This window comes from Ferrimonas sp. YIN67 (genome assembly GCF_057219095.1).
In genome coordinates, this window is sequence record NZ_JBXVVJ010000001.1 from 112,063 (window position 1) to 125,006 (window position 12,944).

Annotated in this window: 8 protein-coding genes and 1 riboswitch; of the genes, 5 read left to right on the forward strand and 3 right to left on the reverse strand. The window is 58.1% G+C overall.

Features of this window, described 5'->3' with window-relative positions; translation table 11 throughout:
- Nucleotides 1-434: 434 nt before the first annotated feature.
- Nucleotides 435-3,761: a hypothetical protein gene (locus AC2D8U_RS00360; RefSeq protein WP_484617047.1), complete on the forward strand. Its 3,327-nt coding sequence runs from the start codon at nucleotides 435-437 to the stop codon at nucleotides 3,759-3,761.
- 76 nt (nucleotides 3,762-3,837) lie between these two features.
- Here the strand turns inward: AC2D8U_RS00360 and AC2D8U_RS00365 are convergent, their stop codons facing one another.
- The gene (locus AC2D8U_RS00365; RefSeq protein WP_484617048.1) at nucleotides 3,838-4,551 is read right to left on the reverse strand and encodes an SIMPL domain-containing protein; all 714 of its coding nucleotides are present in this window, start codon (nucleotides 4,549-4,551) and stop codon (nucleotides 3,838-3,840) included.
- A gap of 472 nt (nucleotides 4,552-5,023) precedes the next feature.
- Between AC2D8U_RS00365 and AC2D8U_RS00370 the strand changes: the two genes are divergently transcribed.
- From AC2D8U_RS00370 to AC2D8U_RS00380, 3 genes are all read left to right on the forward strand, one after another.
- Nucleotides 5,024-5,602: a GNAT family N-acetyltransferase gene (locus tag AC2D8U_RS00370; RefSeq protein WP_484617049.1), complete on the forward strand. Its 579-nt coding sequence runs from the start codon at nucleotides 5,024-5,026 to the stop codon at nucleotides 5,600-5,602.
- 132 nt (nucleotides 5,603-5,734) lie between these two features.
- Nucleotides 5,735-7,984 (forward strand): right-handed parallel beta-helix repeat-containing protein, encoded by a 2,250-nt coding sequence (locus tag AC2D8U_RS00375; protein ID WP_484617050.1) that lies wholly within the window; start codon nucleotides 5,735-5,737, stop codon nucleotides 7,982-7,984.
- A 110-nt stretch (nucleotides 7,985-8,094) separates the two neighbouring features.
- Nucleotides 8,095-8,892 carry an alpha/beta fold hydrolase gene (locus tag AC2D8U_RS00380; protein ID WP_484617051.1) on the forward strand — a complete coding sequence of 266 codons (798 nt, stop codon included), beginning with the start codon at nucleotides 8,095-8,097 and terminating at the stop codon, nucleotides 8,890-8,892.
- Nucleotides 8,893-8,973: 81 nt separating this feature from the next.
- On the opposite strand, the gene AC2D8U_RS00385 is transcribed toward AC2D8U_RS00380, so the two are convergent.
- Together AC2D8U_RS00385 and AC2D8U_RS00390 are read right to left on the reverse strand one after the other, a co-directional pair.
- On the reverse strand, nucleotides 8,974-9,354 hold the full coding sequence (locus AC2D8U_RS00385) for an energy transducer TonB (protein ID WP_484617052.1): 381 nt from the start codon (nucleotides 9,352-9,354) through the stop codon (nucleotides 8,974-8,976).
- 77 nt (nucleotides 9,355-9,431) lie between these two features.
- Entirely contained in the window at nucleotides 9,432-11,045 is a 1,614-nt protein-coding gene (locus tag AC2D8U_RS00390) for a sulfatase family protein (protein ID WP_484617053.1), read from the reverse strand.
- 243 nt (nucleotides 11,046-11,288) lie between these two features.
- Nucleotides 11,289-11,388, forward strand: a riboswitch (purine riboswitch).
- Between the two features lie 79 nt (nucleotides 11,389-11,467).
- Here AC2D8U_RS00390 and AC2D8U_RS00395 point away from each other — a divergent pair.
- Nucleotides 11,468-12,838: an NCS2 family permease gene (locus AC2D8U_RS00395; protein ID WP_484617054.1), complete on the forward strand. Its 1,371-nt coding sequence runs from the start codon at nucleotides 11,468-11,470 to the stop codon at nucleotides 12,836-12,838.
- Nucleotides 12,839-12,944 lie beyond the last annotated feature (106 nt).

Here is a 12,944-nt window from a genome sequence, read left to right on the forward strand (position 1 = left end):
CCGGCCACCATCAGAGGAGAAAAACGCCCCTGACCCCACCAGATTGCTCACTACGCCCACCGGCCCGCCCCACCAATGACATCGTCCAGAAGATAGCCTTGCTTCGTCTTGTCCACCGGGGAGATAGGGGTGCCAGGATCACGAATGCCTGTAACCCTATCTAAAGTAGTGTAAATCTGCAGCCAACCAGCCAATCCCATAAGAACCATCATGCTATAAGTTCCGCCTTCGACCTGTTTCTGTCCACGCTCCCTGCCCCAAGAATGAAAGGGGCAAGAGTGAAGAAACCGGCCAGCCTGTTACCCAACGGCATGGCGTTGCCCGAGACAGTCTGACCGTCGCCGATAACGTGAAAGTAAAACCCATTTTCTGGACCAAGCATGACTAACCATACACAAAAAACTGCACTGCCTACCTCTGTACGCAGGCTGCGCATGCCAACATTGACCACTGGGTTGGCCCTCATGATGGCGGCCAGTGCCCCTGCCTTCGCCGCCAACAACAGTGACGTCCGGCTGACCGACTGGCGCTACAGCGGCGAAAATGCCCAACAGGTTGCCGCAGCCCAGGTAGCTGGCCTGTACGCCGTCGCCGATGATGCCGCCCAGCGCATTGAGATCCGCGACGTCGATCAGCGTGGCCTGATGGCGCTCTCCTACGACGTGATCAAGCAGACGGTCCCCAACGCCGACCTCACCTATGGCCTGTGTGGCATGACCTTCACCCCATCCGGCCGCTTCCTCTACATGGCGGTGTGCACCAGCGGTGATGCCGATGACGTGATCGTTGCCCTGAACACCAACACCAAGCGCCTGGGTGTACTGGACGAGGTGAAGTTGACCGCCGAGAAGGGTGCCCGGGTTGGCATGACCTTCTACAAGGACATCCTGTTTATCGGCAGCGACGAGGGGATCTACCAGTATCACGCCCATCGCAACGCCGTGATGGAAGGCAGCGCCTTCGGTCAGCGTCGCCTGATCCCGGCCGACAGTCGTGTCTCCGGCCTGGCGGTCGATCTGCTCAACCAGCGGATCTTTGCCACCACGCAAACCGGTCTTTACCGCATCGGCCCTAAGGGCAACGCCCTGGTTCAGATCGCCGATGCCAAGAACCTGACCGCCCTGACCATGGGCCGCGTCTATGGCAGCGAGGCCGAGGGCGGCCTGTTTATGCTGCAAAACGACGGTAAGAAGGCTCAGATCTTGACCTTGGGTCGTGACAAGCTGCGGAAAAACGGCAAGTTAAAGCCGACCCTCTACACCAAGGGTCTGTCCAAAGAGCTGTCCGACATCGCCGCCACCGCCGACGGTGCCATGTTGCTGGCGCAAAATACCGTCAAGCGCATGACCAGCGGCAAGGACGATCGCCTTGACTATCACGCCTGGCTGCAGGATGAACTGGACAGCTACCTGACCGCCATCAAGAGTCTGGTGGTGGATGGCGAGATCGCCGGCACCAACACCCTCAACGACAAGCAGGGCGAATTGATCCGTCAGATCTCCGGCCACCCGGGTAAGCCCAACAACACCCCCATCGCCGACAACGTCGGTTGGGCACTGTACTTGCTGATGGCCATCGATCAGGTCAAGCAAGATCCGGACATCGAGAAGATCGTCGAGCTGCTCATTCAAACCCATGCGGGACTGCATCCGGACGGTCATGGCGGCGTGCGTACCGTCGACGGCCACTTCGTCCGTGTCTACGCCAGCGACGGCCTGCCCAATCCCGGCGTCAACAGCAAAGGGGATGTGAACTCACAGCCCCAGGTCTACGTCTCCATGAAGTACCTGCCGGCCGCCATCAAGGCCGCCGAGATGTACCCGGAGAATGAGAACCTCAAGCAGTACGCCGAGTACCTGCGTCAGCTGGTTCAGCGCTCCTCCGACACCATCCGTGCCGAACAGCGGATCACCTGGACCAATGATGATCATGGTCCACTGGAGATCAACAACCTGATGGCCAACGAAACCTGGATCTTCGGCGACATCGGCGCCGCCCAGGATCCCTACGCCACCACGGACTACGCCACCTACAGCTACGACCGGTCCAGCTTCAAGACCGACAACTGGCTGCTGGGTGAGCCTGTGATCATGGCCTCCCACGCCGCCTTCATCGTTAACGGTGCCACCCTGATCCTCAACCACCACTTCGATGGCGAAGGCTGGGGCGAGCAGAACCGCAACTACTTCGGTGCCACCATGGCAGCGACCGATGAGATGGGTGCCCCCTACTTCGGCGGCTTCTCCGCCGGTAACCACCCGCGCACCTGCTTCAAGCCGAAGAGCTGTGCCAGCTACTACAACGAAGGGCCGTCGGATCACCCCAACAACATCCTGCACTTCCCTGCGGTACTGGGCTTTGGTCAGCATGGCTTCACCTCCCCCATGGTCGGTGGCTACATGGCCTACCGCGATGGTCGACGCCAGTTGATGACCAACGCCAGCGGTGGTAAGCCCATCCCTCTGCTGACCCGCTGGTCCATGGACAACCATAACTGGACCATGAACTCCGTGGGGATCGCCGACTTCTGGTACGGCGGCATCGGCCTGGTGGAAACCATCAAGCCGGGCACCATCGCCAAGTTCCGCGGCGACTTCTACCGCCCCTACGTCAAGGAAGAGAACGGCCAGTTGCTGTACTCCAACATGACCCCGCGCCGCGTGATCGGCATCGACAAGGGCGGCAAGCGCACCGACTACGGTTTCCAGATGGCACCGTTCACCCTGCCTAAGCTGCACGCCGACTACCAGGTGATCGACGCCAATGGCGACTGGATCGAACTGGAAGATCTGGTGAACCAACTCGATGGCAAGCCGATGCGTTTCACCAACCCGCACTTCGAACGCGGCCTGGATAACTGGACCGTTAACGGAAAAGCCAAAGTCGTCGACAGCATCAGTGGCAAAGCCGTTGCCCTGTCCGCCGGTGCCAGCGTCAGCCAGGCGCTGGATCTGACCCTGGACTTCGATAACACCCGCTTTATCGTTTACACCATGGGCCAAGGTAAAGGCGAAGGTCAGCTGCGTCTGCGCTGGTCTAAAGATGGCAACCTGGCCAACGCCGTGGGCGATGTCCAGAGCCTGGCCATCGGCAAAGAAGCCGCCATGGAACTCAAGACCGCCAAACCGGCCGGTGCCAACTTCCTGCACATCGAGTACGTCGGTGACAAGGGCGAAGTGCGCTTTGAGAACCTGGCCGTCACCCGTCGTGGTGCCGACGCCGGTTTGCCTAACGGTGATTTCAGCCAGGGTCAGCGCCACTGGAAACTGGGGAGTGGTGCTCAGATCGTGACCAACGCAGAGCGAGCCACTGTCGGCGATCGGGTACTGCGTCTGCGCCGCGGCCCCGGGGCCACCGGCATGCAGACCGTCAGCCGTGACATCGATGTCTCCAAGGATCCCCTGGGTACCCGCTACCTGTTCCGCTTCGACGCCAGCACCGTGGGCGACGACTTCAAGTTTGAGGCCGTGGTGGCGACCTTCGACAAGGACGGTAAGCGCCAGGTTGAACGCCGTGACGTGGGCGACATCCTGCCGGGTCACGAGGGCGAGCGTACCTTCACCCTGCGTAAGCGTCCGGGGAACGAGAAGTTCACCGTGACCCTCCGCATGAAGCGCAACAGCAAGGACAGCAAAGGTCGCGCGGACGTCTTCATCGACAACTTCCGCCTCGACAAGGAGCGCGTGTTCTTCGAATCCGACTGTGTCAAGAACAGCCCTACCGGCTGTCTGCCGACCCGTCTGCAACTGATGGGGAAATAATCCTCCCCTGATGAAACGGCCCGCCACCTCTCGGTCGCGGGCCGTTTTTTTATCTCTGTTACCGGCCTGCCTGGGGTCAATCCACCAGGTAATACTCCACCGTTGAGACAACCCGCACCTTCTTGATGTGCGGATTGTTGTTATCTCGACTGACAATGCTGAACTGACCTTGAGCGGCCCGGCGGATCTTTCCTAAACGACTGCCGGAATCTTCGGCAAATTTCTGTGCCACCTCCCTCGCCTTGCGCGTCGCTTCCTCCACCATCTCAGGTTTCAGCTCATTGAGTCCGGTAAACAGGTATTCCGTTCCCGTCCGATAGTCTCCCCCCAACACGATCCCCTGCCGCCCCAATTCAGATAGGCGCGCCATCAGATCCCGCGCCGTCTCAATCTGGGTGGAGTAGAGGGTCACCACCTGGCTGGCGGTGTAGCGAAACGGCGCAGGCTCACTGCCGTACTGCTGTGCCGACCGGTCGGTGATCACCGGCGCGGCCACACTGATATCGATGCTGCGGATCCCCCCTCGTGTCAAAAAGGCGGTGATCCGTGACTTGCCCTCGTCCAAAGCGTCGTACAGCTCGGTCAGATCATTGCTGGCAGCGGTGTAGAGGATCGGCCAGATCACCCTGTCTGCCGCCACCTCACGCTCGGACAGCCCCTTGACCGTCACGCTGCGCTCCAGGGTTTTGACATCCCGGGCCGCCGAAGCCAGCAACCAGCCCAGCAGCCCCAGTCCCAGCACCAGGGCCAGAGCCAGAGGCCAACCTGCGCCGCCATTTTTTCGGATCATCACGCTTCTCCTCGTTAGTCAGGCCCTTCCGCTAAGCCTAGCTGGCCCGATTAAAAGGCTATGTCCTAATTAGCCGTTGCGGCTAAAAGTTTCTGAAAAGAGAGCCAAAACTTGATGCCCCACCCCGTTTTTTCGCCGACTGCGAGGACGATGCCTACACGTAATCACTACGCAGTGCGAAGACGCGAGAGGCGAAAAAAGACGGAAATCCGTATCGAGCATCGCCCCCAATTCAGGTTTGGCGAGGCAAACGGGGAGTCAGAGCGGGGCGCGTAGCCGGGACGAGTCCCCTTGCTCTTATTCGCAGAGATGGCTGTCGCCGATCCGACAAGGATGCTGGTGGCTAAATCTATGAACCGCATAAGGTCTCAGTGCATAAGTTATCTGGTACACAGCCTATTAAAAGGGTGTCCCTTTGCCCCGCCCCTGGCTCGGCTAGACTTAACGATAAACCCGACGAAGAGACCTACGAATGCCGATCCAAGCCGCCCGCCCCGAGCATGCAAGGGCACTGGCCTACCTGATCAACCTTGCCGGCGAGGGGATCCCCTACTTCCTCTGGGCCGGTATGGCACAGGCGGACGAATCCCCTCTGGAGGTCGGCACCCATCGTGCCGCCCGGGAAAGTGGCAGCTTCAGCTATCGCAATGCCCGGGTATCCATCAAAGACGGCGAAGTTGAAGCAATGATCCTGGCCTATCCCCAGCCTGATCCCTATCCCCTGGACGATCTCGACGATTGCCCTGAGCTGGTTCGCCCCCTGATCGAGCTGGAGGCTATGGCACCGGGCAGCTGGTATATCAATGCCATTGCCACCCTTGAGTCCAGCCGAGGACAGGGCTTGGGCCGCAGCCTGATGGAAGACACCGAGCAACAGGCCAAGGCCGCGCATTGCCGGCAGCTCAGCCTGATCGTTGCCTCCCTCAATACCCGGGCCAAACGCCTCTACGAGTCCCTGGGATATCAGGCCCAGGCCACTCGCCCCGTCGTCCCCTGCCCCGGAGGCTTAGCGGGCGGCGACTGGGTGCTAATGATCAAAACCCTAGACTGAGTAAGCCGATTCACCGCCTTTGCCACAACAACACACTCCTTTACCGAGAGACAGGGCTGCGCCCCTTGGGTCTGCCCCTTGAACCGGGTAACTTGTAGCAAGAACAATAAATAACAGGAAGTTACCTCCACCATGCCATCGTTTCTCCGCCTCTTGGGTACCCTGAGCTGTGCCCTATTTGCCCTCTGTGCTTGCCAGCCTCAACAAACGCAATTCTACTTTTCGCCTGATGGCACTGGCGATCGCTATACGGCCCAGAACCCAGGATCGCTAAGCTCGATTAACCAGCTGAAACTGAACCATGGTGCCGGCATTGAGCTGATCCTCACCCAGGGGCACTACTTCCTCGATCAGCCCATTCACCTGGATGCACGTTTCTCCGGCAGTGCCGATGCGCCACTGATCCTGCGGGCCGACGAAGGCGCCGAGGTGGTGCTCAGCGGCGGACAGCCCATTGAAAACTGGACACTCGAGGATCCCCAACTCAACCTCTGGCGTGCCTCGACTGAAGATCTGGGCCGTAACTTCCGCCAGCTCTACGCCAATGGCCAGGACATGATCCGGGCTCGTCACCCCAACCGACTCAACCGCTATGCCCAGCAACCCAACTTTGTCACCCAGGATCTGGACTACCACGCCGCCATGCTCCATGTGAATGCCGACGACGTTCGTGAGATCCTGCCCAAGGATACCCGCCTGTCCGGGGTGGAGATGATCATCCATGGGGTCTGGTACCACACCCGTCTGGCCATTGACCAGTACGATATTCAAGGAGACCAGGCACGACTGCGCTCCAACCAGTTCGACTACCTCAACCACGATCCCCGCGTAAAGCGCGGCGATCGCAAATACTTCGTCAACCGGGAGTACTTCCTCGAGGGACACAGAAACTTCCTCGATGACGAAGGCGAATGGTGGCACGATCAAGAGGCCCGACAGGTCTACTTTATCCCCGAAGCGGGGCAGGATCCCAACACCCTGGCCATCACGGTTCCCCAAACCGATACCCTGCTGAGCCTCGGCTTCGACCTGCTTCCCTTAGAACACCTGATTGTTGAAGGGATCACCTTTGAATACAGCAATTGGTTGGTGCCGGACCAGATCGGCCTGGATCTGACCCAGGGACTGCGCCGGGGCCCGGAGATGTCAGGCATGGTAGAGGCCAGGCAGGTGGCCAACCTGCATTTTCGTGACAACATCATTCGAGGTGCCGGGCTCAATGGCCTGCTGATCAAAGACTCGGTTAAAGAGACCCGCATCACCGGCAACCTGTTTGAAACCATCATGGGCAACGGCCTGCAGTTGGGGGAAAACAACTATACCGACGAGCGCCGTACCCAAGACGTACTGATCGACAATAACCTGTTCTGGCAGGTGGGCCGTAACTATGTTTCCGCCCAGGCGATCGCTGGTGGCTCCTTCCACAGCGACGTGATTGTCGAGTACAACGACGTGTCTGATACCCCCTACTCGGGGATCCAGACCGGGCGCAACACCTGGAAGACCCGGGATACGGGCATGCGCCGCAATATCGTCCGCTACAACCATTTCTACCGCAACATGCAGGCGGTGGACGATGGGGGCTGCATCTATACCTTCGGCCTGCAGGGCGAAAGCACAGAGGATGAAGATCCGGACAACAACCCGGACTACCGCAACAGTTATGTCTACGAAAACTGGTGCCACGGCATCGATCGCACCTGGACCGGTCTGCTCTACACCGACGGTGGCCCCAAGTCAGAGACCCAGAGCCGCCACATCATCTTTCGGGACAACACCCTGACCGGCCCCATTACCAATATTCAAAACAAGGGGCGGGAATACTGCCCCATGATCAACACGCCGATCCCGTCCGAGGATCCCAAGCACCAACAGGTGATCGACAATGCCGGACTGCAACCGGAATATCGTCACCTGCGCACCCAACTGCAGGCGATGCCTGCCACCACTACCGGCCTGGATGCCAGCGGCATGCACCTGTCCCTCTACCGGGTCGTGCCCCATCCCCTGGATGAAACCAAACAGGTGGTGGCCAAAGCCGGACGGGTCATCGACAAACACTCAGGCAATGATCAATACGCCGAAGCCGAGCTGATCTTCACCGGTGACAGCGGCGTCTACACGGTGATCATCGACACCCTCAACGACGTCCTGTCTGCCGATGACAGTGCCACCTTCCGCTTCGAAGTAGAGGCCCATGGCGACCGTACCGACGCCAGTGAAGGCTGGATTTGGCAGTTCGAGACACAGGTGGATGAGATCACGCCCCATCAGCAGGTGCTCAAAGAGGTCAGGCTACGCCAGTATGATCGGATCCTGATCCGCAGTCAGGCGCAGGGGGGAAGTCGCGCCCTGTTAACCGGGATCCGTTTCCAGCCCTAAGACAGGTCCAAGCAGTGCGCCAGCCCTCCAAACTGTGCGCAGGGTATCTTGCACCCGGGAGGCAAACCCGTACACTGGGCCCTCGCAAAAAAGTGAAGGAGTTTCATTTCGTGAGCCAGGCCCTGTTGCACCACAAGATTTACCGCCACCCCGATCCGCGTGACTGGGTGGTGCTGGTGCACGGCGCCGGAGGCAGTTCCAGTATCTGGTTTCGTCAATTGCGAGCCTACCGGGAGAAATACAACCTGCTATTACTGGACCTGCGTGGCCACGGCAACAGCCAGCATATGGTGCAGGATCTGATCCAGGGTAAGTACAGCTTCAAGTCGGTGACCCAGGACGTGGTTGCCCTGCTGGATCACCTAAAGATCCAGAAGGCGCATTTTGTCGGGATCTCCCTGGGGACCATCATCATCCGAACCCTGGCAGAGCTGCAGCCCCAGAGGGTTAAGAGCATGATCCTCGGTGGTGCCGTTACCCGGCTCAACCGCCTGTCCCAGACTTTGATCAAGGCGGGCCACATGCTCAAAGACGTGGTGCCCTACATGTGGCTCTACAAGCTGTTTGCCCGCGTCATCATGCCGCGCAAGGAGCAGGCACCGTCTCGGAACCTGTTTATCCGGGAGGCGAAGAAACTGTGTCAGAAGGAGTTTAAGCGCTGGTTCCGCCTCGCCGGAGAGGTCAATCCCCTGATGCGCTACTTCAGTGAGAAGGAGCTGAAGATCCCCACCCTCTACATCATGGGGGAGAACGATCATATGTTCATCAAACCGGTCAAAGCCATTGTCGCCCGGCACCGAGCCGTTAAACTCAAGATCATCAAAAACTGTGGCCACGTCTGCAACGTAGAAAAGGCCGAGGACTTTAACCAGCACTCCCTGGCCTTCCTTCAACAGCATGCCCGATGAGCCTATAGCTGGCCGCCGTTTTATCGCCATAAAACAAAACACCGGCCCTGGGGCCGGTGTTCTTTTCTGTCATCGCTACGGTCAGCGCTTCTTCTTTGCCTGGGGAAGGCGAAACTCCAGGGTTTGCTCCCAATACACAGGCACCGGCTCGCCGGCTTTCTTCGCTGGTCGATAGCGCAGCTTTTCCATATTTTCCAGCGCCAAATCGTTCAGTCTCTGGTAACTGGCCCGCTCCTTGAACCCGATCTTAGTGGGCTCACCCTTTTCGTTGAGGATAAAGGTCATGACAACATCGGTTTCATACTCAGGCTTGTGAAACTTCTTGGGAAGGTTAAGTGTACGTACTCTCTTCACTTTGGGCTTAACGTCGATCTCATCTGCCTGGTATACGTTGGCTCCCCCCATGGACGCACAACCGGACAGACCCACCGCCACCAACAACACCATCAAACGCTTGAACATAGAAATTCTCCCTGTAAATAGAACATTCCGAGTCTTGATATAGAACCTTAAATACCGCGAAATTCTGCCTTAGCCCTTTATCCCTCCCAATGCTCATCGATGATCCGCTGAATATGGGGATAGTTTTCTTTATCGTTCTCCCCGACTTCATCTCGGACCGATTCCAGTTTGGCTTTGAGCTCCCGAACCAGGCTTTGGAACTCATGGTTATCCGCCAGTGCTGGGTGACCATAGAGGTTGGTGGTTTCCTCAGGATCGTTCACCGTGTCATACAGTTCCCAGGCGGGTGGGGTCTTGAAGCTGCGCCGAGTGTGCTGATTGTCCTCTCGCACCCCGTAATAGAAGATCAGCTTCCAGCGATCGGTTCTCAAACCAAAGTGCGCAGGATTACGATGACCGGCCATATGCATCCAGTAGCGGTAATAGGTGGCCTCACGCCACGACTCGGGGGACTCACCACGCAGTTCGGCGATAAAGCTTTGCCCCTGCATCTGCGCCGGCACCACACCACCGGCAAGCTCGATCAGTGTCGGGGCAAAATCGGTATTGTTGACCAACAGTTGGGTGCGCTGGCCCGGGGCGATCAGCGGCGGGTAACGCAGGATCAATGGCATCCGCATCGACTCTTCGTACATCCAGCGCTTATCAATAAAGTCGTGCTCTCCCAGCATGTACCCCTGATCGCCGGTATACACAATGACGGTGTTATCCAACTGGCCACTGCGTTCCAGGTAGGCCAGCAAACGGGCCACATTATCATCCACCCCCTTAACGCAACGTAAGTAACGCTTGAGAAAGCGCTGGTACGACTGCTGGGTGTAGAGCGGCTCCGGCGTGCTGGGATCGATCCCCATGGCCCGTCCCATATTGCGTGGGTTCCGGCTGGACACCGATGAGCCAACCACCCGGATCAGCTCGCCCCGCTCCCCGTGCAACGCCTTGGAGCCAAAGCCCTTGGTCGGCATGGGTGCCAGGGTGCGTGGCTCAGGGATCGTGACATCAGCCAGGTAGTCGTCGTATCTGGGGGCATTCTCAAAGTTATCGTGGGGCGCCTTGTAGTGGTGCATCAGGAAGAAGGGCCGACTGGGGTCCCGCTGCTTCAGCCAATCGATGGAGATATCGGTGATCAGATCCGTCGAGTGACCAGACATGCGCTCAACCGTTGGCTTGTCACTGGTATAGCGGCCGTTTCGCTTACGCGGATGATGGGGTCCCTTTTGCCCCTCAAAGGGCAATGGAGACTCGCTCGAGGCAAACCAGGGATCAAAATAGTCACCCTGATCCCTGAGCACCTTGTAATAGTCAAAGTCTGGCTCGGCATGCAGGTGCCACTTGCCCACCATGGCGGTTTCATAGCCCAGCGCCCGCAACTCGTGGGCCAGGTATTGTTGCGATTTAGGCAGGGAGCCGTACAGGTCCAACACGCCATTGGTATGGGCATACTGACCCGTCATGATCGCCGCACGGCTTGGGGTACAGATGGCATTGGTGACGTAGGCGCGCTCAAACAGGATCCCCTCCTGCGCCAGGGCATCGATAGTCGGAGTCGGGTTCAGCCCCGCCAACCTCGATCCGTATGCACCTATGGCCTGGGTCGTGTGGTCGTCACTCATGATAAACAGAATATTGGGTCGCTCGGTCGAGTGCTCTGGCGAGCTCTGCTCGGCCAACACCTTTGGGCTTAACAACACCAACGGCACAACTAGGTATGCCGACACTTGCTTACACGAACGTTCCTGTTCCATACACGAAAAGTCTATCTTGTTTACACAGGGCCACACTACCATTCAAACAACGCAGACTTAACCGGCAACAGAGCACCTTTACAGTTTATAACATTCGCTTATCTCCGCAGGTGAGCAGAGATGCCCAGCTCTCATTTCTTACCCCTGAATGCAGTTTCTTATTGCATTATTTTGCCCTCCCTATAGAATCCGCGCCCATATTTATTGAGCTGTATATCTCCGGTGTTCTGGTCCGGAAGTCTCTACCACAAGGCCTAATCTTGTGACTACAGTCCAATCGCACCCCAGCCATATCCATCGGCCGGGGTGACCCGGTGATAGCCGTTCGGTAAATATCCCATTTACTCATAGAACAAGTAGGCTTCACTGTGGCGCTAGCAACCCTAATCAAACGCTCCGGGAACGCTTCCACCCTGGATGCAACCTTTAAGATCTCCGAGCGCGGTTCCTCCATCTCCACCGAGGTGTACGCAGGTTTCATCACCTTCCTGGCGATGAGCTACATCCTGGCAGTCAACCCGGCCATCTTGGGTGATCTTCCCGGCATGGATCGCGGCGCCGTATTTACCGCCACCGCCATTGCAGCCGCATTCGCGACCCTGATCATGGGCCTGTTCGGCAACTACCCCGTGATGCTGGCGCCCGGCATGAGCATGAATGGCTTCTTCAAAGGCATGCTGTTGTCCGGCTCTGTCGCCCTGCTGTGGCACGAAGCCCTGTTCGGGATCTTCCTCTCCGGTATCGTCTATCTGATCTTCTCCCTAACCAAGATCCGAAAGACCATGATCGAATCGATCCCGGAAGACTTGAAGCTCGCGATCACCGTCTCCCTGGGCCTGTTTATCGCCTTTCTCGGCCTGAAAAACGCCGGGATCATCGTCGCCAACCCCATCGTCCTGGTGAGCATGGGCGACATCAGTCAGCCCCAGGTCGCCATCGCCTACATCAGCCTCTTTGTGGCGCTGGGCTGTATGGTGCGTGACATCAAACTGGCGACCTTTATCGCCTTCATGGCCTCCATCCTGCTGACCCTGGGTGCCGATGCCGTCCTGGGCACCAGCTACGCACCGCTGCCGGATCAGGTCATGGCCATGCCGCCAAGCCTGGCCCCAAGCTTTGGTGCTATCTTCAACTTCTCCTTCTTTACCCCGGAGAAGCTGTTCGACCTGCTGTTTATCGTCATCATCTTCTTTATCGTCGATTTCTTCGATGGCCTCTCCACCATCGTTGGGGTTGGCCGTGACGCCGGCATCATCGACAAAGATGGCAAGGTACCCAATGCCCGCTCCGCCCTGATCGCCGACGCCGGTGGCACCGTGGCAGGCACCGTACTGGGCACCACCTCCATCACCGCCTTCTCCGAGTCCGGTATCGCCTCGTCCCAGGGTGCCAAGACCGGCCTGGCTGCTATCGTCGTCGCTGGCCTGTTCCTGCTTTCCCTGTTCTTCTTCCCGGTATTCTCCATCTTCTCCACGTCTATCGTCGCTCCGGCCATGATCGTGGTTGGGATCTACATGATCGGCCGCCTGGGCCAGATCAAGTGGGACAAGAAGGAGTCGCGGATCGCCGCCTTCTTCACCATCATGTTCACCATCCTCAGCTTCTCCCCAGCGAACGGGATGGCCATGGGCTTTATCACCTACGCCTTCTCCATGGTGGTTGCAGGCAAAGGAAAAGAAGTGCATCCCATTATTTACGGCCTGTCTGCCATCTTCATCGCCTACCTGGTGATGATGTAAAGGACGAAAGAGAGCAAAAAAAAATAATATCTCTGTACCTACGAAGCCAAAGCCCAGCTCATACGAGCTGGGCTTTTTTTTGCTTGTTCGCGAAAGAGCGGGGGCG

Excerpts from the sequence above, each read along its gene's own strand:
- AC2D8U_RS00360 (WP_484617047.1), top strand. The coding sequence starts at position 435 with ATGCCAACATTGACCACTGGGTTGGCCCTCATGATGGCGGCCAGTGCC.
- AC2D8U_RS00365 (WP_484617048.1), bottom strand. The coding sequence starts at position 4,551 with ATGATCCGAAAAAATGGCGGCGCAGGTTGGCCTCTGGCTCTGGCCCTG.
- AC2D8U_RS00370 (WP_484617049.1), top strand. The coding sequence starts at position 5,024 with ATGCCGATCCAAGCCGCCCGCCCCGAGCATGCAAGGGCACTGGCCTAC.
- AC2D8U_RS00375 (WP_484617050.1), top strand. The coding sequence starts at position 5,735 with ATGCCATCGTTTCTCCGCCTCTTGGGTACCCTGAGCTGTGCCCTATTT.
- AC2D8U_RS00385 (WP_484617052.1), bottom strand. The coding sequence starts at position 9,354 with ATGTTCAAGCGTTTGATGGTGTTGTTGGTGGCGGTGGGTCTGTCCGGT.